This window comes from Flavobacteriales bacterium (genome assembly GCA_026129465.1).
Lineage (GTDB): Bacteria > Bacteroidota > Bacteroidia > Flavobacteriales_F > PHOS-HE28 > PHOS-HE28.
This window is the reverse complement of sequence record JAHCIA010000001.1, coordinates 2571997-2593617: the sequence shown is the minus strand read 5'-3', so window position 1 is coordinate 2593617 and position 21621 is coordinate 2571997. Positions and strand designations below refer to the sequence as shown.

Here is a 21621-nt window from a genome sequence, read left to right as displayed (position 1 = left end):
AACCGACAACTGCCCAAATTCCCCCATTGAGCGCCCTCCGCACACTCGCTGGCCAGACGGCCATCTACGGGCTTAGCAGCATCGTTGCGCGCTTCCTCAACTTCCTGCTCACGCCGCTGTACACCAGCAAGGGCGTGTTCCCGCCCGAGGAATACGGGGTGATCACCGCCTTCTACGCTTGGGCGGCTTTCCTTGCCGTGCTGGTCACCTTCGGCATGGAGACCACCTTCTTCCGTTTCGCCAACCGGAAGGAGTTGGACCCGAAGCGCGCCTACGGCACCGCCTTCTTCGCCGTGGCCTTCCTCGCGTTGCCTTTCATGTCGCTGAGCGCACTATTCCCTGATGCCATCGCGGGTGCCATGCGCTACCCCGAACATGGCAAGCTCGTGTGGATGTTGGCCATCGCGCTGGGCCTGGATGCCATGACGGCCATCCCCATGGCACGGCTGCGGCACGAAGGCAAACCCTGGCGCTTCGTGGCGGTGAACATGACCAACATCGGCCTCACCGTGGTGCTGAGCCTCTACTTCTTCGCCTACCGCATGCCGCTCGATCCGGGCATCGATGTCAGCCATGTGTTCCTGATCAACCTGGTGGCCAGCGGGGTGAAGTTCCTGTTGCTGGTGCCGCTGTGGCCGCGCTTCGCACAGTTCGACCGCAAACTGCTGAGGCCCATGCGCACCTTCGCCTGGCCGCTGGCCATCGCGGGCCTGGCCGGCATGGCGAACGAGACCGCCGACCGCGCGGTGATGAAATTCCTGCTGCCAGTCGATATCGCTGATGAACAGCTCGGCATCTACGGCGCTTGCTACAAGCTGGCGGTGATCATCACCCTCTTCATCCAGGCCTTCCGCATGGGCGCCGAGCCCTTCTTCTTCAGCCACGCGAAGGAGAAGAACAGTAGGCAGACCTTCGCCCGGATCATGAACCTCTTCGTGGCCGTGTGCATGGCGGCCTTCCTGGTGGTGATGCTCTTCCTCGACATGTTCAAGTGGTTCATTCCCAACCCGGCCTACCACGAGGGCCTGCGTGTGGTGCCGATCCTTATGCTCGCCAACGTCTTCCTCGGCATCTACTACAACCAGAGCGTATGGTACAAGCTCACGGATCGCACCAAGGTGGGTAGTACGATCAGCCTGATCGGCGCGGGCATCACGCTGCTGCTGCTCTTCGCGCTGGTGCCACGCTTCGGCTACATGGGCGCGGCCTGGGCCACGCTCGCCTGCTATGCGGGCATGGCGGCCATCAGCTACGTGTGGGGGCAGAAGCACTACCCGATCCCCTACAACGTGAGCCGTGTGCTGCTGTACATGGCGGGGGCCGTGGTGCTGTGGTGGGGGGCGGAGCAGGTGGCGCTGGATGGCTTGGTGAAGTACGGGGTGCGCCTGGTGCTGCTCGGCGGCTACCTCGCCGCGATCTGGCGGATGGAGCACTCGGCGCTACGACCTTTGTCCGCATGACCACCCTGACCCAGGATGTTGTGAGCGTCCGCATCATCAACCGTGGCAAGCACCCCCTGCCGGAGTATGCCACGGCACACAGCGCCGGCTTGGACCTCCGGGCCGACCTGGACCAGCCGATCGTGCTCGCCCCCGGACAGCGCGCCCTGATCCCCACCGGCCTCTACCTGGAACTGCCCGAAGGCACCGAGGCCCAGGTGCGTCCCCGCAGTGGACTGGCCTACAAGCACGGGGTCACCGTGCTGAACAGCCCGGGCACCATAGACGCCGATTACCGCGGCGAATTGGGTGTGCTGCTCATCAACCACGGCCAGGAGACCTTCACCGTGCAGGATGGTGAGCGGGTGGCCCAATTGGTGGTGTCCCGGTACGTGCGGGTGGCTTTCGCGGAAAGTGCGGACCTTCGCGGCACTGAACGCGGCTCCGGCGGTTTCGGCCACACCGGCACCCGCTGAGCGAGCGACCAAGCGCATGAAGATCATCGTTCCCATGGCCGGTATGGGCAAGCGGATGCGTCCGCACACCCACACCACCGCCAAGCCCCTGCTGCCCATCGCGGGCAAACCCATCGTGCAACGCCTTGTGGAGGACCTGGCCGCGGTGGCCGGCGAGCCCGTGGAGGAAGTGGCCTATGTCGTACACCCGGCCTTCGGCCCCAAGGTGGAGCAGGGCCTGGTGGACATCGCCGAGGCCGTGGGCGCCAAAGGCACCATCCACTACCAGGAAGTGGCCCTCGGCACGGCCCATGCCATCCTGTGCGCTGAAAACGCCCTCAGCGGCCGCATCATCGTGGCCTTCGCCGACACGCTCTTCCGCGCACAGTTGAAGCTGGACAAGGACTGCGATGGGGTGATCTGGGTGAACAAGGTGGAGGATCCGCGCCCCTTCGGTGTGGTGAAGCTGGACGACCAGGGCATCATCACCGAGTTCGTGGAAAAGCCCCAGCAGTTCGTGAGCGACCTGGCCATCATCGGCATCTACTACTTCGCCGACGGCGAGCGCCTGCGCAAGGAGATGCAGTGGCTGGTGGACAACGACGTGAAGGACAAGGGCGAATTCCAGCTGACCAATGCCATGGAGAACATGAAGCGCAAGGGCGCGCGCTTCAAAGCCGGTGCGGTGGACGTGTGGATGGACTGCGGCAACAAGGACGCCATGGTGGACACCAACACCAAGGTCCTCGGCTTCCTGGGCGCCGACCCGAAGCTGGTGAGCACCAAAGGGGCGCGTGTGAACAGTGTGGTCATACCACCGTGTTTCATCGGCGACGATGTGTCGCTGAACAACTGTGTGGTGGGTCCCAACGTTTCCATCGAGAGTGGCGCGGAGATCAGCGATAGCGTGGTACGGAATTCGATCCTGCGTACGGGGGTGCGTGTACGGAATGCCGTGATCGACAACAGCATGCTCGGCGAGCGCTCCATCGTCAACGGCAGCGCACTGGACCTGAGCCTCGGCGACGACAGCACCCTGGGTTGATCCCGGCCCCAACGACCAACATGCGCCCCGAACGCCACCTGCACATCTGCCTGCTGCCCTTGATGCTGATCACAGCGGCCTGCGGCGGTGCGCGGCAGGCCACTGTGAAGGAGCCGGCTGCCGAGGGGGATGCGCGCGCCATGGCCATGGGCCAGGACAAGCGCGCGCAGGCCATGCGGCAATTCATGGAGGCCACACAGGCCCGGCTGGCCGGTCAACCGGACAAGGCCATTCCGCTCTACCTGCAATGCCTGCGCACCGATCCGAACAACGCCGCCGCGCACTTCGAACTGGCCAAGATCTACCACCAGAAGCAGAACCCCACAGAGGCCCTGGAGCATGCCAAGCAAGCCGCCCTGAAGGGCAAGGACGTTATCTGGTACCGCTTCCTGCTGGCCGATATGCACCAGCAGAACCTGCAGTATAATGAGGCGATCGCGGTCTACCGCGGCATCATCAACAAGTGGCCCGAACGCCACGAGGTGTACTTCGACCTGGCCAACACCTTGGCCTACACCGGCCAGGTGGGCGAGGCCGTGAAGGTCTACGCCGAAATGGAGAAGCGATTCGGCCTATCCGAGGAGATCATCATGCGGCAATTCGGCATGCTGGCCGCCGCCGGCAGGTTGGACGAGGCGGAAAAGCTGGTGAAGCGTGCCGCGGAAGCGCATCCCAAGGAGGCCAGCTACCAAGGCTTGCTTGGCGAACTGTACGACCGGCGCGGCGAACACGACAAGGCCCTGGCACAATACCTGAAAGCCCTGGACCTGGACCCCGGCAACAGCATGATGCGCATCGGGCTGGCCGAGCACTACTACGCCACGGGCAAGCACCAGGAGGCCTTCGACCAACTGGAACAGGCCTTCCTGGACCCCGAAATGGACATCGACGCCAAGATGCAGGTGCTCATCGGCTTCTTCGAGATGAGCAATTTCGAGGGCCAGGACCCGGCCGACCGGCCCACGCTCATCCGCCGCAGCTACGCGCTGATCGAAGCGCTGGAATTGGCACACCCCGAGAGCGGCAAGCCGCACACCATCCACGGCGATTTCTTGCTGCGCGACGGCAAGCTGGAAGAGGCGCGCGAACAATTCATCATCGCGCTGCGGCACGAGCGTGACCGTTTCCCCATCTGGATGCAGGTGATGCAACTGGACCTGCAACTGGGGGACCACGCATCCCTGCACCAGCACGCCAGCGAGGCCGCCGAACTCTTTCCCCTGCTTCCCGAGGCCCATCTCTTCAACGGCATCGCGCTGTCGCGGCTGGGACGCCACGAAGAGGCCATCGAAGCCCTGATCGCCGGGCGCGACCTGGTGGTGGACAACCGGCCGCTGGAGGCCCAGTTCTGGAGCAGTTTGGGCGACGCCTACAACGAGTCGCGTCAGTTCGCGAAGAGTGATGCCGCCTTCGACAAGGCGCTCGCGTTGGTCCCGGACGACCCCACCACACTGAACAACCACGCCTACTACCTGAGCGTGCGCAATGAGCAACTGGAGAAGGCGGCCCGCATGAGCGGGCGCAGCAACGATCTGGCGCCGGGGCAGACCTCCTTCCAGGACACCTACGCCTGGGTGCTCTTCCGCCAGGGCAAGTTCGACGAGGCCCGCACCTGGATCGAAAAGGCCATGGCTTCCGGCGGCGATGACGAAGGTGTGATCGTGGAGCACTACGGCGATATTCTCTACCAATTGGGCGATACCAAGGGCGCGATGGAACAGTGGCGGCGGGCGGCGGAGCTGGGAGGTGCCAGCGATGCCCTGGGTCGCAAGATCAAGGAAGGCCGGTGGCTGGAATGAACATGGGCGGCCGGTCTGTGCTGCTGGTGGCGCTGGTCGCCACCGCGGCATGCAAGAGTGGCAAGCCCCTGCCCATCATCGGCGGCGAGATCCCCGCCCGCTCGGCGGAACGCATCCTGGAACGCGCCCTCACCCATGAGCGGGACACCATCCGCTACTACAGCGCACGTGCGTCGGTGAGTGTGAAGCTGTCCGATTCCGGCCGCTCTTTCAAGGCCCACATCCGCTCTGTGGAGGACAGCGCGGCCTGGATCAGCGTGGTGCCGGCGCTGGGCATCGAGGTGGCCCGCATACTGCTTACCGCGGACAGCCTTTTCATCATGGACAAGCTGGCCGACCAGTACTTCGTGGGCGACACGGCGGCGGCGGCCACCAAATTCGGTGTGCGCCCCAGCCTCGCCCTGCTCCAGCAGGCGCTGCTCGGCAAGGCCATCGGACTCGATCCCGAGGAGAAATACCGCAGCGATCGCGAGGACGGGCAATACCTGCTCACCAGTCGTGAAAAGCGCCGCTTCATCCGCGCCGCGGAAGAGGTGACCCCTGTGGATACGCTGGTCCGCGAACCCGGCATGCCCGAACGCCGCCTGGAGCGCACCCTGCGCAAGGCCGAGGAGAAGGAGGCGATCGTCATGCGCTACTGGTTCGAGCCGGAGGATTTCCGCGTGACCCGCGTGCAGATCGCCGACCTGGTGCGCGACCAGACCGCCGATGTGCGTTATGAAGAGCGTGGCGGTCCGGAGGAGGGCCTTCTGCCCTCACGCATACGCATCACACTGAGCGAACCGGGCAGGCAGGCCAGCGGCACCTTCGAACTATCGCGTATCAGCGCCACAGGCCCCCTGCAGATGAACTTCCGGATCCCCGAGAAATTCACCCCCATGCCCTGAGCCATGCGCACCGTGCGACGAACGCTCCAACCATTGATGCGCCCCGCATTGGTGCTTGTGTTCTGCGTGCTCTCAGCGCTGGCGTTCCCGCAGAACCGCAAGGAACTGGAGAAGAAGCGCGAAGCGCTCGACAAGCAGATCCGCACCACCACGGCGCTGATCGAACAGGCACGCAAGGAACAACGCGTGACACAGGAACAACTGGCCCTGCTGGAAAGCCAGATCCGCGCGCGTGAACAACTCATCTCCACCATGAACGGCGAACTCCGCCGGATCGATGGGCGCATCGCCGAGGACGAGCAGATGGTCGCCTCACTCAACGCCGATCTGGAAGCCCTGAAGGAGGAGTATGCGCGCATGCTGCTCTTCGCCTACCGCAACCGAAGCGCATACGACCGCCTCAGCTACGTCTTCGCCGCCGCGGATTTCCAACAGGCCTTCCGGCGCAGCCGCTATCTGAACCAGATCGCCGAAGGGCGGAAGCGCCAGGCCGCCCTGATCGATGAGACCCGCGAGGCCATCGAAGCACGGCTGGCCTCGTTGAAGGAACAGCGCGCCGAAAAGGACCGTCTGCTGGGGCAGCAGCAAAGCGAGAAACAACGGCTCGCAGGCGACCGCAACGTGCGGCAGAGCGCGCTGACCGGGTTGCAGAAGGAGGAGGGCCGGCTGCGCGAGACCCAGCGGCGACAGGAGCAGCAACGCAAAGAACTGAACGACGCCATCCGCAAGGCCATAGAGGCCGAACTGAAACCCAAGCCGGGCAGTGGTGCCGCAGCCGGCGGCAAACTGGATATCAGCCTCACGCCCGAGGCCAAGGAGCTCAATGCCGATTTCGAGAAGAACAAGGGCAAGTTGCCCTGGCCGGTGGAAAAGGGCGTGATCACCAGTGGCTTCGGCAAACAGAACCACCCGGTGCTCCCCGGCATCATCATCGAGAACAATGGCGTGGACATCACCACCGAGAAGGGCGCGAATGTGCGGGCCGTGTTCCGCGGCGAGGTCACCAGCGTGATCGTGATGCCCGGCGCCGGCAAGGCGGTCATCATCGGCCATGGTGTGTACCGCAGTGTGTACAGCAACCTGCGCGAGGTGAGCGTGACCAAGGGCCAGAAGGTGGACACCAAGCAGGTGATCGGCACGGTGCTCACCGATGACGATGGAAGCAAGGCCCACCTGGAGATCTGGAAGGTGACCCCGGATGGTCTGGTGAAGGTGGATCCGGCCCATTGGCTCTTCCGCTGAGCGGGAACCCTGCCGATATTCGGCGCGCGGGACCGGAAGCCCGCGCTACCTTTGGCCTCCGTACCCCCAAGCCCCATGGCCATGACCTCACTTCCACTTTCCATCCTGCTCGGCTGGGTGGGCCCCTGGCAGATCATCCTCATCGTGCTGGTGGTGCTGCTCCTTTTCGGCGGCAAGAAGATCCCCGAACTCATGCGCGGGCTGGGCCAGGGCATGAAGGAGTTCAAGGACGCCAGCAAGGACGCCAAGGGGGAGCCCAAGAAGGAGGACGGGAAGTAAGCCCATGGCCGACACCCTGAGCGATGCCCGCGCCAAGCTGGCGCAGGGCGCCACCGTGGTGGCCGCCACGGAACAGGCGCTTGCCAAAGCCCGCGAGGCCGGAGAATTGAACGCATTCCTGGAACTCTTCGCTGGCAGCGCCATGGAACAGGCCTCCCAGGTTGACGCTCGGGTTCGGGCGGGTTCCGCAGGGCCCTTGGCGGGTCTTGTCATCGCGCTGAAAGACAACATCTGTTACAAGGGCCACCGGGTCGGCGCAGCCTCGCGCATCCTGGAAGGCTTCACCAGCCTGTACAGCGCCACCGCCGTGGAACGCCTGCTCGCCGCCGACGCGGTGATCATCGGCCGAACCAATTGCGACGAGTTCGCCATGGGCAGCAGCAACGAGAACAGCGCCTACGGCCCGGTGTTGAACCCGCTCGATAAGAGCATGGTGCCCGGCGGCAGCAGCGGCGGTTCGGCCGTGGCCGTGGCGGCAGGCATCGCTCATGCCGCCCTCGGCAGCGATACCGGGGGCTCCATCCGACAGCCCGCCTCCTTCACCGGCACCGTGGGTTTCAAGCCCACCTATGGCCGGATCAGCCGCCATGGCCTCATCGCCTTCGCCAGCAGCTTCGACCAGATCGGTCCCTTTACGCGTGATGTGCCCACCGCCGCCGCCTTGTACGTGACCATGGCGGGGCGGGACCCGAAGGACAGCACCACCAGCCGCAGGCCCGTGGAGCGGGTGACTTTGGAACATCCGGGCAAGCTGCGCATCGGCTACTTCCGCGAAGGGCTCCAGCGGGCCGGCATGGACCCCGAGGTCGTGGCGCACTTGCAGGACAGGATCGACCGGCTGAAGGCGGAAGGCCACACCGTGGAGCCGGTGGAAGTGCCACTGCTGGACCACCAGGTGCCCACCTACTACATCCTGGCCACGGCCGAAGCGAGCAGCAACCTGGCCCGCTTCGATGGCATCCACTACGGCCACCGCAGCACCAGGGCCCAAGGCGTGGACGAGACCTACCGGCTCAGCCGCACCGAAGGCTTCGGAGCCGAGGTAAAGCGCCGGATCCTCCTGGGCACCTTCGTGCTCAGCGCCGGCTACTACGATGCCTACTATGCCCAGGCCCAACGCGTTCGCCGCATCCTGCGCGATCGCACACTGGCCGCTTGCAAGACCTACGACCTGCTGATGGGCCCCACCTGCCCTGGCACCGCTTTCGCCCAAGGCGCGGTAAAGGATCCCGTGGCCATGTACCTGCAGGACATCTTCACCGTGCAGGCCAACCTCACCGGCACGCCCGCGGTCAGCATGCCCACCGGAACGCACAGCAACGGGCTGCCCTTCGGCATCCAGTTGATGGCGGCGCCCTTTGAGGAGGCGAAGCTGCTCGCCGCCGCGCACCACCTGTTCGCTTGAGGCGTGCTTCCACACGCGATCGTGGACGAGGAACGGCCACAACAAGCCAGGCCGCCGCGCGTACTAAGGGTACCTTCGGCTCTGCCGATACAACCGATGCGGAACATGCCCTCTCTTCGATACTTCGCCCTGCTCGCGGTCCTTCCCTGCGCCCTGCTCCGGGCGCAGGATGATGGCGATCCCGATGCGCGCCCCGTGCGCCTGCCGCCCGACGACCCCGTGGTGGCCCGCCTGGATGAACTGGCCATGCTGCCCTGGATCAAATACGCGCGCTTCACCACCGATACGGCACACCACAACCGGCATGGCTTCGCTGCGGACGAGGTGCCCTCCTGGCCGGAGGAGACCATGCGCCACCGGCTGGCCGTGCTCGATGCCGCCACGCCCTTCGACCTCACCTACAACCGGGTGGTACAGAGCTACATCGACCTGTACGTGGTGCGCAAGCGCGAAATGAGCGGCCGCATGCTGGGCCTTGCCGAACTCTACTTCCCCGTATTCGAGGAGGCGCTGGACCGGCACGGCATTCCGCTGGAGATGAAATACCTCGCCGTGGTGGAGAGCGCGCTCAACCCCGCCGCGCGCAGTCGCGCCGGAGCAGTGGGCTTGTGGCAGTTCATGCTGCCCACAGGCAAGCTCTTCGGCCTGCATGCGGACAGCTACATCGATGAGCGGCACGATGTGTACAAGAGCACCGAGGCCGCCTGCCGATACCTGAAGTACCTGTACAAACTCTATGACGATTGGGAGATGGCCATGGCCGCATACAACTGCGGGCCGGGCAACGTCAACAAGGCCATCCGGCGCAGCGGTGGCCAGAAGAACTACTGGACCATCTACGAACACCTGCCCCGCGAGACCCGCGGCTACGTGCCCGCCTTCATCGCGGTGAACTACCTCTTCACGCACCACGCCGACCACAACATCTATCCCGTGAGCCCCACCTACTGCAGTTACGAGATGGACACCGTGCAGGTGTGCTTTCCGCTCGATCTCGCCAACGCTGCACGCTTCATGGGCGCATCGGAAGAGGAGATGTTGCTGATGAACCCCACCTTCAAGCGCGGCATCGTGCCCGATGTGGAGCACCCTGTGACACTCTACCTGCCACGCGAAATCGCCGGTCAATTCGTGGGGCATGAGGACAGCTTGCGCTACCAGTACCTGAGCAACAACAAGGCCCCTGCCTTGTCCACGCACGCCCCAGCCGGTCCAGCGGTACAGGCCCGGCCGGCAGCGGGCGCGAACCAGGACCGCACACATACGGTGCGCAGTGGCGAATCGCTGGGCGTGATCGCCAGGAAGTACGGCGTGAGCGTGACCGACCTGAAGCGATGGAACGGGCTGCGCAGCGACATGATCCGCGCAGGACAGAAGCTCGTGGTGCAGCAAGGTCCCAAAGCATGATGCCGCGATCCGTCGTGTTGGTCATGCCCTGCCTCTTGCTGGCGATGGCGTGCGGCGGTGGCGGCACCCACCTGCCGGAAGCCGCGGGTGGCCAAGGCGAAGTGCTGGTGGTGATGTCCAAAGGACACTGGGAGGGCGCACCGGGCGCCGCGGTGCGCAGCATCCTGGAACAACCCATCATGGGCCTGCCGCAACGCGAGGCGCGCTTCAAGGTGGCGCAGACGACATCCGAGAATTTCAGCGGCCTGTTGAGCGTGCATCATTCGGTGCTGTATGCCGCCATTGGTGGTGAGGCCGACAGCACGGGCGCCGGCATGTACCGCGATCGACATGCGCGCGGACAATTGCTGGTGCGCATCGCCGCGCGTGACCCCGACACCTGGATCGCCTTGATGCAACGTGAAGGACCCGATGCCGCGGAACAATTCGACGAGCACCAGCGCGGGCGTGTGGCCGCACGCCTGCGCAAGGAGCGCGATGCCGCGATCGCGAGCAGCATCCAAACGGCCTTTGGGATCGACCTCGACATCCCCGGCGGATACCGCGTCGTCAGACAGGAAAAGGACTTCGCATGGCTGCAACGCGATCGCTTGATGAGCGGCGGCGGACTGGAACACAACGTGATAGAAGGCGTGCTCATCCACAGACACCCCTACACCAGTGACAGTACGTTCACTGTTCCGTACCTGGTGGAACTGCGCGACGCCACCACACGCGCCTTCGTCGAGGGCCCGAAAGAGGGGTCCTACATGATCGTACAGCGCGGTTTCGAAGGTCTCGACCTGATGCCGGGGGGCCACGCCACCAGACTGGACGGGCGCTTCGCCTACGTGATGCACGGCCTCTACGGCATGCACGGCGCCAAGATGGGCGGGCCTTTCGTGAGCCTCTCCACGATCGACGAACGCGACAACACGCTGCTTGTCGTGGAGGGGTTCGCCTACGCGCCGCAATTCGACAAGCGCGAGTACATGCGCGAACTGGAAGCGCTCGTTTTCTCGCTGCGCTTCGCTGGCGACGCATCTCCTTGACGGCCAACGACAAGGATCGGGTGGCGCATTCCGTTATCAACAGCGGCGCCACATCTGTTGAAATTTACCCCGCACATGCCTTGATGCATGGCTGTACTTTTCACGTGCATCCGATCGGCAACATGGAATTCTCCCACCTCCGCCAGTTCGCGCACAAGCACTGCCGCTTCAAGCTCCGCTCGGGCAAGGAGGTGTACGGCGTGGTGTGGGAGGTGGAGAGCACCGACCGTCATGGCCAGGGCCAGGACACCAAGCACTTGTTCTTCGCCAGCGTGCGCGACTACGAGCGCTTGCAGCGCGAAGGCACCCCTGTGCATGTGATCCCCATGCGGCCCGAGGAGATCGTCTGGGCCGAGAGCCTCGCGAGCTGACCCCGCTATCCTGCAAGTCCCGCCTGCCACAGCAGGAACGCGTAATTCAGGGCCACCTCCTTCAACCGCTCGAATCGCCCTGAGGCCCCACCGTGGCCCGCGTCCATGTTGGTGTGCAACAGGATCGGCGCATCGCCCTGCTGGTGGCGGCGCAGGCGCTGCACCCATTTGGCGGGTTCCCAGTACTGCACCTGGCTGTCGTGGAAGCCCGTGGTGACGAGCATCGCGGGGTAGGTGGCGTCGCGCACATTGTCGTAGGGCGAATAGGACAACATGCGCTCGTACGCATCCTTGTCCTTCGGGTCGCCCCATTCATCGAACTCGCCGGTGGTGAGGGGTATGCTGTCATCGAGCATGGTGTTGACCACGTCCACGAAAGGCACCTCGGCCACGGCTCCTTTCCACAACTCGGGGCGCATGTTCACCACGGCGCCCACGAGCAACCCGCCCGCGCTGCCACCCATGCAAAAGAGTCGCTTCGGGTCCGCATAACGCTCCTTCACCAGATGATCGGCACAATCGATGAGATCCGTGAAGGTGTTCATCTTGTGTTCCATGCGGCCGTTCTCGTACCAGGCGCGCCCCAACTCTTCGCCACCGCGGATGTGCGCGATGGCGAACACGAAGCCGCGGTCCATCAGGCTCAGGCGCGCACTGCTGAATCCGGGATCGATGCTGTAGCCATAGCTGCCGTATCCATAGAGCAACAGCGGTGAGGACCCGTCGATCCGGGTGCCCTTGCGGTACACGATGCTCACCGGCACACGCGCGCCATCACGCGCCGGTGCCCAGATGCGCTCGCTCACATAATCCTCCGGCGAGAAGGTGCCGAGCACTTCCTGCTGCTTCAAGAGGATGTCCGTGGAAGCGTCCATGTCATGCTCATACACGCTGCTGGGCGTGGTCATGCTGGTGTAGCCGTAGCGCAGCAGGTGCGTGTCCCATTCCGGGTTGGTGCCCGTGTAGGCCATGTACGCGGGATCGTGGAAGGCGATCTCATGTTCTCGGCCATTGCGCAGGTCCTGGATGCGCAGATGGGTCAAACCCTCCTTCCGCTCGCTGAAGACCAGGTGATGACGGAACACATCCACATCCTCCAACAGCACATCCTCGCGGTGCGGCAGTACCTCCCGCCATTTGCGCTTGTCGCGTGTGTCGCTTTCGGCGCATTCCATCAACCGGAAGTTCCGCGCCTTCCAATTGGTGACGATGTACCACTTGCCCGGCTTCCCATCGTGCGCGGGCACATGCATGGCGGTGTGCTCATGCTCCGGTTCGCGCGGCAGGAACACACGGAATCCGCCCAGCGGCTCCTCCACGGGCAGATAGTGGTACTCGCTGCTCATGGTGCTCTCCGTCACGATGATCACCATGCGGTCGGTCCGGCTGCGGTACACATCGCAACTGAATGCCGGGTCCTTCTCCTCGTAGACCACTTCGTCGGTGGCGGGGTCGGTGCCCATCACATGCCGGTAGATCCGGTAGCTGCGCAGTGTGTGGTCCTTGCGCGGATAGAACACATGGCGGTCGTCGGCCCACGCGCAACCACCCCCGGTGTTCGTGATCACATCGGGCAGGTCCCTGCCGGTGGCCAGGTCGCGGAAGCGCACCTCATACTGGCGCCGGCCCACCCGGTCCACGCTGTAGGCCACAATGCCGTTGCCGGGCGCCACATCATAGTCGCCCAGATCGAAGAAGCTCGACCCCTCGGCCAGCTTGTTCTCGTCCAGGATGTCCACCTCCGGCGATCCCACTTCATCCTTGCGGCGCACATGGATCGCATACTCCTTCCCTTCCTCGAAGCGATGGTGGTACCAATACCCGTTCTCCCGGTAGGGCACGCTCATGTCGGTCTCCTTGATGCGTCCCTTCATCTCCAGGAAGAGGTCCTCGCGCAGCTGCTTCACAGGATGGAGCACCGCTTCGGTGTAGGCGTTCTCAGCCTCCAGATGGGCGACCACCTCGCGGGTATGCGCATCGGGCTCGGCGGCGTTCCGTTGCTCCTCGCTCAGGCGCATCCAATGGTACTCATCGATACGCGTGTGACCATGCGCGGTGATCGCATGATCCTTCTTGACGGCCACGGGTGGTGTGGCCAGGATGGTCTCTTCCATGTTCGTTCCGGAATGGCAGGCGATGGCCCCGAAGGCGATGCCTGCGATGATGGGCGAATGGCGCATGCGGAATGGGATGGGCGAAAGTAGCTGGAAGCGGTGGCCCTCAGTGGAGCATGCGCCGCAACATGTCCGGGGACCGCAGTTCACCCATGCCTTCCACATGCAGGCGGAAATAGAGCAGCAGGTGGTCCAGAAGTTCACGGCGCATGGCCGATGGCAGCGGCGGATCGGGCGACCGTTGGAGATCCGCGTCCAACAAGGAGGCCAGGGCTTTGCTCAGTGGAGGTCCAAGGGCATGGCCGCTCGGCGGTGGTCCTTGGGTGAAGTGCCCTTCGCGCAGATCGAAGTGGTCCTCTCCCGCCTGTGGAGCTTCCGGATGGAAGCCCAGATGACCCGAAAGCCCGACCAGGAACACCAGTGGAAAGTGGCGTACCTCGGGTGCTGAGTCCAAGGCTTCCAGGGCCTCATGCACGAAGGTGTCCAGCGGTGCGTCCGGCGATTCCACGCGGAGCACCCTGTACAGCACCTCCTGCACGAAGAGCGCGATGGCCCCGCGCAGGGGGTCGCGCGCAAGGTGCAGGTAGGGGCGGTCCACGCGCAGTTCAAGCAGTGGATGGATGTCGCGATCGGGACGCTCTTCGGCCACCAGTTCGATGCGTGTGAGGGGCTGCAACGCCGCCTCCGGCACGCCGCGCTTGCCGCCAGAGCGCACGAGGTAGGAACGCGCGCCGTGTCCGGTGGTCCACGCCTTCAACACCAGGGTGCGGTCGCCATGCCGGATGGTGCGCAGCACCACGGCACGCGTGGCGACAGGCCTTGGCCGTTGTGCGTTCATCGGTGCGACGCCATCACCGCACCACCAGCAACTTGGTGTTGCACTTGGTGTTGCCGAAACGGTCGGCCACGAACACGAGGTAGACCCCCGTGGCCACGCGCATGCCCGACATGTCGGTGCCGTTCCAGATGGCCTGGCCGCCCAGTGAGGTGGTGCGGTACACCAGGTTGCCGGCCACATCGGTGATCTTCACTTCACTGTCGCGCACCAGGTCCGTGATGGCGATGGGGCCGGTGTAATTCTCGTGCACCGGATTGGGGAAGACCTTGGCGCAGCGGTTCTCGAACCCCCCGGCGATGGCGTCGCTGCGGTAGCTGATGATGCCGCGCGCCGTGCCGAAGAAGACCTCGCCGTTGTCGCCATCGATGACGATGCTGGTGATGCTGTTGCTGGGCAGCGGACTGTTCACCTCGTTGAAGCGGGCCTCCTGCTGGCGCCCGTCGGCGCTGATGAGGAAGACCCCGCTGCTTTGCGTGCCGATCCACTTGCGGTTGGCGCCGTCCACCGCTATGGCCGTCACCTCTTCGGTCTCCAGCAGGATCTGGATGTTGCCGTCCTGCTCGATGAGGATCTGCTGCGCATCGAAGCCGCTCTCGTTGAACACGTTGCCGGGATTGTAGAAAACGGCCACGCCCTTGTTGGTGCCCACCCAGATCTGGCCTTCGAGATCTTCCGCGATGGCGAACACGTCGTTGGTGGGCAGGCCGCCCGAGCCGGTCTGGTTGTTGAGTACGCGGTAGCGGTCATCGCTGGTGCTCTCGATCGTGCCGCCGTCATCGAAGACCAGGATCCCGTTGCCACGCGGCCGGATGATCCACTTGTAGCCATTGGTCGCCGCCAGGATGTCGCCCAGAAGGAAGTTGCTGTTGAGCACGCCACCGGGCGAGAAGTTCTTCCAGGTTCCCGACCGGGTCTTCACCGCCACGCACGCCGGGTTGTATGGGTTGGTGATCCACAGGTCGCCGTTGCGGTCGAACGAAAGACCGCCGATGTTCACCTTGCCCGCGGGACCACCCGATTCATTTTGAAGGCTGCTGTTGGTGGCGTTGTAGATGGTGTATGGCTCCCGGCCCCGGAACTCCAGCAGACCCTCCTCCCAACTCCCCGCGAACGCGATGGAGGGGTCCCGCGGATCCACGGCCACGGCCATGATGTCGTTCACCGCGCCGGCGAAGTCGTTCACACCCAGCATGAAGGGGCTGTTCTCCCAATCATGGGTGCGCCACACGCCAATCTGATAGTGGTGCACCCCTTCCTTGTGGAAGCTGTTCGTCCAGTTGCTCTCCACCGAACCGGTGGCCACGTACATGGCCCCACCCGACGCAGCCATGCGGTAGGCGCTGGGTGCCCGAGGTCCGTTGGGCGCCACGTTGTAGCCGACGTTGAAGCCCTGCGCCCGCACCAGGCCGAGTTTCGTGTCGGACACCCAGAGTTCATTGCCGTCCGCCAGGGCCCGCGTGGGGTTGCAGAAGGTGTTCGCATAGCCGTACTGGAAAGCGATCTCTGTGAGGTCGGGATCGTAGGTGTGGATGTCGCTCTTGTGCGGCACGATCAGGCGCTGCCCGTCGGCGGAGACGTGCATGCGCAGGTTCCGCCGGCCATAGAGTGGGCTGAAGCGCTCCACGCTTTCGTTAAGCACCAGGAGCAGGGTGTCCCCCTCGGGCAGGTTGGAGCGGTAGTTCACCAGCAGGCGCCCGCCGAAGGAGGCCAGCGTGTTGAAGGGACCGTTGGCCATGGTCTCCGGCAGGTCCGTGCGCTTCTTCCAATTGGTGAAGGAGGCCAGATTGTTCGCACCGCGCCAGGCCACGAACAGGCCGGTCTGGGTAGCGGCGTAGATGGAGTCGTTGTGGAAGACGATATCATTCACGCGCACCTGACCACCCTCCGGGCCTATGAACCAGGTCTCGCGGACTTCGCGCTGGGCCAGATCCACCACCACGATGCCGAAGCCGCAGCCGAGGTAGGCGATGACGCCTTCCATGTAGGCGCAGTTCACGCTCTTGTCGCCCAGGATGCTGCTGCGCTTGATGTCACCCATGTTGAAGGAGCCGCCACTGCGCAGCAGGTCCAGGTTGCCGTTGCTGTAGTGCACCACCAGCATCCCCAGCGTCTCGTTCCAAGCCAACCCGCTGATGCCCACATCGCTCAGCAGGTTCACCTTGGAGATCCGCTCGATCTCGCCGGTTGGCGGATGGTAGCTGAACAGGGCCGTGGTGGTGGCGCTGTACACCTTGCCGCCGCCCTGCGCCACGGAGATGGCCTCCAAGTAGGGGAAGTGGTCGCGCCAGGTGCCTATGGGACCCATGTCCTGGGCCAGAAGGTTCGGGGCAAGGTGCAGGGCGGTGATGAGCGGAACAAGTGATCGGGCACGCATGGGTCTTCGGACGGCACTGCTCACAACGTGATCGGGGCCGGATCGGTATGGGGCAAGATAAGCCGGGCCTTGTGAGGCGCCCGGCAATTCTCTTGGGTATGACAAACCCCTGAACGGCCGACGCCCCGTGGCCGGGGCGTCGGAAGATCGAGGTCGCGTGCGGATTCGAACCGCAGTAGCAGCTTTTGCAGAGCTGTGCCTAACCCCTCGGCCACGCGACCTTGCATGCGTTCTTCAAGGGACCGCGAATATAGGACTGTGCCGCCACGCCGGGCCAGTGGTCCAAGGGCTTCAGCCCTCCACCGTATAGGCCACCTGCTCCACCGCACCGGCCACCGGAGGGTGCTCCTTCACCACCCGCACAAGCCATCGATGCGGCGCAGGCCATTCCTCCTTCAAGGCGTCGAGTATCCGCCGGGCCACATGCTCGATCAGGTCGGCGCGGAGGGCCATTTGCTCCCGCACGATCGCCGTCACACGGCCATAGTCCACGGTGTCGGCCAGCTTGTCGGACCGCTCGGCGGAAGCGAAGTCCCCCTCCACATGCACGTCCACTTGGAAATGCCCTCCGATGCGCGCTTCCTCCTCCAGGCAGCCATGGTAGGCGAAGACCCGGATGCCGTTGACCTCGATCAGGCCCATGCGCGGCATTGTTCCAGCCCTGCCCGAAGGCGATCCACCACCTCGTCGCGGCCCAGCAGTCCGCTCACATCGAACATGCCCGGCCCCTGCATGCGACCGGCCACGAAGAGGCGGTAGAGTGGCATCACCTGGCCCACCTTCATACCACTGGTGGCCAGGGCTCGGTTGAAGGTCGCCTCGAAGTCGGAGCTCGCGGGACTCGCGGGGTGCTTGGATAGCTCGGCGATGTATGCTTCGATGACGGCGCCGGCCTCCGGCTTCCAGCGCTTGCGCAGCTCAGCTTCGGCCTCGGCGTTGTTCTTCAATGGCGAGCCGCTGGTGAACAGGTAGACGCCCTCCAGCATATCGTCCACGAACGTCGCGCGCTCCTTCAGCAGGGCGGCCGCCGCAGTGGCGCGATCCGCGCTGGCCGTGATCCCGCGTTCCGCCAGTTTCCCGCGCAACTGTTCGCCCAGCTCGGCATCCGGCCGCATGCGCAGGTATTGCTGGTTGAACCACTTGGTCTTCTCCGGATCGAACCGGGCGCCGCCCTTGTGCACGCGGTCCAGGTCGAAGTATTTCACCATGTCGGCCATGGACATCAACTCGATGTCGCCGCCGGGGTTCCAGCCCAGGAGCGCCAGCATGTTGATAAAGGCCTCTGCGTAGTAGCCGCGCTCCCGGTAACCACTGCTCCTCTCCCCGCTTGTGGGGTCCAGCCAGTCCAGCGGGAACACCGGGAAGCCGAGCCGGTCACCATCGCGCTTGCTGAGCTTGCCGTTGCCATCGGGCTTGAGGATCAATGGCAGGTGGGCGAAGACGGGACGCTCCCAGCCGAAGGCCTCGTAGATGAGCACATGCAGCGGAGCACTCGGCAACCACTCCTCGCCACGGATCACATGGGTGATGCGCATCAAGTGGTCGTCCACGATGTTGGCCAGGTGGTAGGTGGGCATGCCGTCGCTCTTGAACAGCACCTTATCATCCAGGTTGCTGCTCTGCACCGTCACCCACCCGCGTATGGCATCCTCGAAGCGCACCTCCTGGTGGCGCGGCAACTTCAGCCGAATGACATGGTCATCACCACGCGCCAGTCGCTCCTTCACGTCATCCGCGCTGAGCGAGAGGCTGTTCTTCATGTGCTCGCGCGTCACCGCATTGTAGGCCGGCGCGGCTGACCCTGCGGCCTTCAGTCGTTCGCGCATGGCCTCCAGTTCCTCGGGCGTATCGAAGGCATAGTAGGCCTTGTCGTCCGCGATCAGCTGGTCGGCATACTGGCGGTAGAGCTCCTTGCGCTCGCTTTGGCGGTAGGGGCCATCGGGGCCGGGGTTCCAGGGGCTGGCATCGGGCGTGAGCCCGCACCAGTCCAGCGCCTCGCGGATGTAGTCCTCCGCACCGGGCACAAAGCGCGCCTGATCGGTGTCCTCGATGCGCAGCAGGAATTCTCCGCCGTGCTTGCGGGCGAAGAGGTAGTTGTAGAGGGCGGTGCGCACCCCGCCCATGTGCAGGGGGCCCGTGGGGCTGGGTGCGAAACGGACGCGGACGGACATGGTGATGGGCCTTGCGACGAAGCGCGAAAGTACGGGGCCCTGTTCACGGGTACCTTCGTGAAGCATGGATGTCCCTGTGCGGTCGTCGTCCGGTCATGGGCCCAAGGCCCTGCTCGCGGTCTTCCTGCTGGCCTTGGCACCCCGCCTACTTGCGGTGTTCCAGCATCTGCATGCGGGCGTGGACCTGCGGAACGACCCCACCATGTACCTGACCCTGGCTGAGAACCTGCGCCACGGCGTGTTCTCCATGTTCCACCCGCTGGACATCCCGGACACGATCAAAATGCCGGGGTACCCGTTGTTGATCCGGTGGCTCGGCGGGAACGTTACGCCGGTCCTCCTGCTGCAGGCCTTGGTATCCGCGGCCAAAGCGCCGATGGTGGCGCTGCTGGCCATGCGCGTGGGCATCACATCGCGCTTCGCCCTTGGGGCCGGGAGTCTCATGGCCTTGGAACCGATGGACATCCTGCTTTGCGCCCAAGTGATGACTGAGACCTGGTTCACCACCGTTCTGCTCGGTGCGGTGCTGCTCCTGACCCGGGGAGCGCGGTGGACGACGTTGCTGGCATCCGCGTGCTTCTTCGCCGCGGCGGCCTGGATCAGGCCCAACGGCGCCTGGCTTATTCCGGCGGCGGCTATCCTGGGCTGGTCCGCCATCCATCGGTCATGGAGCAGGGCCTTGGTCTTCCTCGCAGCCGGGCTCTTGCTGGTGTTGCCTTGGGCATTGCGCAACCAGCGCGCACTGGACCGCTTCTACCTCGGCGATGGCGGTGTGGTGGCGGCCGCCTATTACCAAGTGCCCGATGTGCTGCGTGCCGCTGGTGATCCTGCTGCCAGCGGGCGATCGGCAAGGCTGCACCGCAAGGCCGCCGCCACCGATTGGGAAGACCGCCCGGGTTTCCACGCCTTCTTTGATGACCTGCGCGCCGAGGCCTGGAGCACCTTCCGGCAACATCCGATCACCTGGCTGCGCGTGCAGGCCATGAAAGCACTCCGCATCTACCTGGCACCTGGGCGCGGCCACGTGCGGCTGATCTTCCGTGCAGGTGGTCCGGTGCCCGGTTTATTGCTGGCCTGGTCGGCGCTGTTCGTTGGCCTGCTCGTGCTGGCACTGCCGTTCTGGATCCGATGGGCGAGGCGGCTCGGCGCGGTGCGGTGGTCGCTCCTACTGGCGTTGGCCATGCTGGTCTCCGGATCGCTCACCACCACCGACGCGCGCTTCAAGAACCCCGCGATGCCGCTGCTGCTGGTAGGCGTGGCCTGGGTGGCGCAGCGGCTGGTGACGGGAAAGCCCCATGGGGGAGAACCGATCAGCGATCGAGCAGCTCCTGGGTCTCCCGCCTGAGCCGCTCCACGGCCTCCTTCACCCATTTGGTTTCGCCAAGCGCCGGCACCACGGCCGGTGCCAAAGCCCTCAATGGCGCATGCCAAGCGGACCCATCGCGCGTTTCCTGGGAAGGCATCCGGCCATCGCTCCAACCCATGAGCAGGTTCAGCATGATGCTGAGCACGAAGGCCGAGCGCAGCGCACCGAAGACCGTGCCCGCGAGCTTGTTCGGGAAACCCAACATGGCCAGATCGATGGCCTTGGTCAGGGCACGAGCCAGCAGATGCACCAGCAGCAGCACGGCGAGAAAGGTGATCAGGAAGGCGATGGCCGCTTGGTCGGCCCCCAAGCCGATGGCCGCCGCAACGCGATCGCTCAGATGCGCCCCGGCCCAGATCCCCATCAACAGCGCCACCAGCGAGGCGGCCTCAATGATGAAGCCACGCCGAAAGCCTTGCACCACGGCCCAGCCGAGCAGCACGATGATGACCAGGTCAAGCCAATTCATGGGAACAGGAGGTCGCGACACATGCCATGCGAAGATCATCCTTCCCGGCGAACGACCTTTGCCGCCCACATCCCCTTGGACCTCGCATTCGAAAAACGCTGGCGCGACCTGGTGAAGCGCCTATCCGAAAGATTCGGCGCGGATGCGCTGGACCTCAACGCCATCCTGTTCCTCATCGGCGTGCAGGAACTGGGGCAGGGCGCACGCGAATTCAAAAAGGATGAGAAGGTGAACCTGATGCACATCGCCATCTGCGTGGTGCTGCTGCCCTTCGGTTATTACCGCGAGTTGGGACGCGATGCGGACGGCTGGCCCCATTTCGAGCGGATGCGCGATCTGCCGCCCTTGGGGGCGCCGGAACAGGAAAGGCTGATGAAGGAGGCCGTGCTCGCCTATTTTGAAGAGGCGTGACCGATCATTCGATCACCACGGTCTCCTCGTTGAGCTCCTCCTCGCGCACCTTGATGATGCCCTGGCCGGTGAGGTTCTCGAAGGTGCACAAGATGTCGAGGACCGCGAAGCCCGACTGACCTTGCTGGTAGAATTCCGAGTAGTCGAACTCGGCCCTGCCCGAGGCGTTGGTGCTGTTCTCCTTATTCAGACGGGTGGGGTCACCCAAGGGGAAGGCCGGATTGGCGTAGAGCTTCACCACGGCGCCGGGAACCGGAGCGCCATCGGCGTCCTTCACGGTGACGACCACGCGCGTGGGCTTCTCCTTGGTGCACGAGGTGAGCGCCGGAACCAGCACAAAGAAGGCCAGGGCCATGACAAGGATGCTGCGGAAGGTGCGAAGGGTCATTGGGTTACTTTTGGGGGCCTCGCCCCGCCGCATGGGGCAGGCGGAGCAAGCACCCGGCGGATGTCAAATGTAAGGCAGCACCTGCAGACCCCGCAAAGCTGGCGGCGTCCGCTTTCCATGGTCCTCGGTT

At 64.5% G+C, this 21621-nt stretch carries 20 protein-coding genes and 1 tRNA gene; 13 read left to right on the top strand and 8 right to left on the bottom strand.

All coding sequences use genetic code 11. From position 1 onward, the window contains the following. Positions 1-26 precede the first annotated feature (26 nt). From KIT10_11145 to KIT10_11095, 11 genes are all read left to right on the top strand, one after another. On the top strand, positions 27-1460 hold the full coding sequence (locus tag KIT10_11145) for an oligosaccharide flippase family protein (protein MCW5899812.1): 1434 nt from the start codon (positions 27-29) through the stop codon (positions 1458-1460). A 20-nt stretch (positions 1461-1480) separates the two neighbouring features. Further along, complete coding sequence (dut, locus tag KIT10_11140; protein ID MCW5899811.1) at positions 1481-1915, top strand: dUTP diphosphatase; 435 nt, start codon at positions 1481-1483, stop codon at positions 1913-1915. Between the two features lie 16 nt (positions 1916-1931). After that, a complete protein-coding gene (locus KIT10_11135) occupies positions 1932-2939 on the top strand; it encodes an NTP transferase domain-containing protein (protein MCW5899810.1) in 1008 nt (335 codons plus the stop codon). 20 nt (positions 2940-2959) lie between these two features. Further along, the gene (locus KIT10_11130; GenBank protein ID MCW5899809.1) at positions 2960-4738 is read left to right on the top strand and encodes a tetratricopeptide repeat protein; all 1779 of its coding nucleotides are present in this window, start codon (positions 2960-2962) and stop codon (positions 4736-4738) included. Positions 4739-4740: 2 nt separating this feature from the next. Further along, positions 4741-5625 carry a DUF4292 domain-containing protein gene (locus tag KIT10_11125; protein MCW5899808.1) on the top strand — a complete coding sequence of 295 codons (885 nt, stop codon included), beginning with the start codon at positions 4741-4743 and terminating at the stop codon, positions 5623-5625. Positions 5626-5661: 36 nt separating this feature from the next. Then, positions 5662-6867, top strand: coding sequence for a peptidoglycan DD-metalloendopeptidase family protein (locus KIT10_11120; GenBank protein MCW5899807.1), 1206 nt, complete (start codon positions 5662-5664; stop codon positions 6865-6867). 81 nt (positions 6868-6948) lie between these two features. After that, positions 6949-7146: a twin-arginine translocase TatA/TatE family subunit gene (locus KIT10_11115; protein ID MCW5899806.1), complete on the top strand. Its 198-nt coding sequence runs from the start codon at positions 6949-6951 to the stop codon at positions 7144-7146. A 4-nt stretch (positions 7147-7150) separates the two neighbouring features. Beyond that, positions 7151-8551: an Asp-tRNA(Asn)/Glu-tRNA(Gln) amidotransferase subunit GatA gene (gene gatA / locus KIT10_11110; GenBank protein ID MCW5899805.1), complete on the top strand. Its 1401-nt coding sequence runs from the start codon at positions 7151-7153 to the stop codon at positions 8549-8551. 105 nt (positions 8552-8656) lie between these two features. Further along, on the top strand, positions 8657-9958 hold the full coding sequence (locus tag KIT10_11105) for a transglycosylase SLT domain-containing protein (protein MCW5899804.1): 1302 nt from the start codon (positions 8657-8659) through the stop codon (positions 9956-9958). Between the two features lie 23 nt (positions 9959-9981). Then, positions 9982-10989 (top strand): DUF4837 family protein, encoded by a 1008-nt coding sequence (locus KIT10_11100; protein ID MCW5899803.1) that lies wholly within the window; start codon positions 9982-9984, stop codon positions 10987-10989. Between the two features lie 122 nt (positions 10990-11111). Continuing rightward, positions 11112-11360, top strand: a complete 249-nt coding sequence (locus KIT10_11095; GenBank protein ID MCW5899802.1) for a hypothetical protein — start codon at positions 11112-11114, stop codon at positions 11358-11360. 5 nt (positions 11361-11365) lie between these two features. Here the strand turns inward: KIT10_11095 and KIT10_11090 are convergent, their stop codons facing one another. The 6 genes from KIT10_11090 to KIT10_11065 form a co-directional block, all read right to left on the bottom strand. Beyond that, positions 11366-13474, bottom strand: coding sequence for a S9 family peptidase (locus KIT10_11090; GenBank protein ID MCW5899801.1), 2109 nt, complete (start codon positions 13472-13474; stop codon positions 11366-11368). Between the two features lie 106 nt (positions 13475-13580). Beyond that, positions 13581-14312, bottom strand: coding sequence for a DNA repair protein RecO C-terminal domain-containing protein (locus KIT10_11085; protein MCW5899800.1), 732 nt, complete (start codon positions 14310-14312; stop codon positions 13581-13583). A 13-nt stretch (positions 14313-14325) separates the two neighbouring features. Next, positions 14326-16617 (bottom strand): hypothetical protein, encoded by a 2292-nt coding sequence (locus tag KIT10_11080; protein ID MCW5899799.1) that lies wholly within the window; start codon positions 16615-16617, stop codon positions 14326-14328. Positions 16618-16836: 219 nt separating this feature from the next. After that, positions 16837-16907, bottom strand: a tRNA-Cys gene (locus KIT10_11075). 70 nt (positions 16908-16977) lie between these two features. Then, positions 16978-17328, bottom strand: a complete 351-nt coding sequence (folB, locus tag KIT10_11070; protein MCW5899798.1) for a dihydroneopterin aldolase — start codon at positions 17326-17328, stop codon at positions 16978-16980. After that, positions 17319-18857: a glutamate--tRNA ligase gene (locus KIT10_11065; GenBank protein MCW5899797.1), complete on the bottom strand. Its 1539-nt coding sequence runs from the start codon at positions 18855-18857 to the stop codon at positions 17319-17321. Before KIT10_11065 ends, folB begins: the two co-directional genes overlap by 10 nt. Before the next feature lie 64 nt (positions 18858-18921). On the opposite strand from KIT10_11065, the gene KIT10_11060 reads away from it, so the two are divergent. Further along, positions 18922-20202, top strand: coding sequence for a hypothetical protein (locus KIT10_11060; protein MCW5899796.1), 1281 nt, complete (start codon positions 18922-18924; stop codon positions 20200-20202). Here the strand turns inward: KIT10_11060 and KIT10_11055 are convergent. Next, positions 20168-20692, bottom strand: a complete 525-nt coding sequence (locus KIT10_11055; GenBank protein MCW5899795.1) for a CvpA family protein — start codon at positions 20690-20692, stop codon at positions 20168-20170. The genes KIT10_11060 and KIT10_11055 overlap by 35 nt on opposite strands. A 69-nt stretch (positions 20693-20761) precedes the next feature. On the opposite strand from KIT10_11055, the gene KIT10_11050 reads away from it, so the two are divergent. After that, positions 20762-21103, top strand: coding sequence for a hypothetical protein (locus tag KIT10_11050; protein ID MCW5899794.1), 342 nt, complete (start codon positions 20762-20764; stop codon positions 21101-21103). Positions 21104-21107: 4 nt separating this feature from the next. Here KIT10_11050 and KIT10_11045 read toward each other — a convergent pair whose 3' ends face one another. Next, positions 21108-21491, bottom strand: a complete 384-nt coding sequence (locus KIT10_11045) for an Ig-like domain-containing protein (GenBank protein ID MCW5899793.1) — start codon at positions 21489-21491, stop codon at positions 21108-21110. Between the last annotated feature and the right edge of the window lie 130 nt (positions 21492-21621).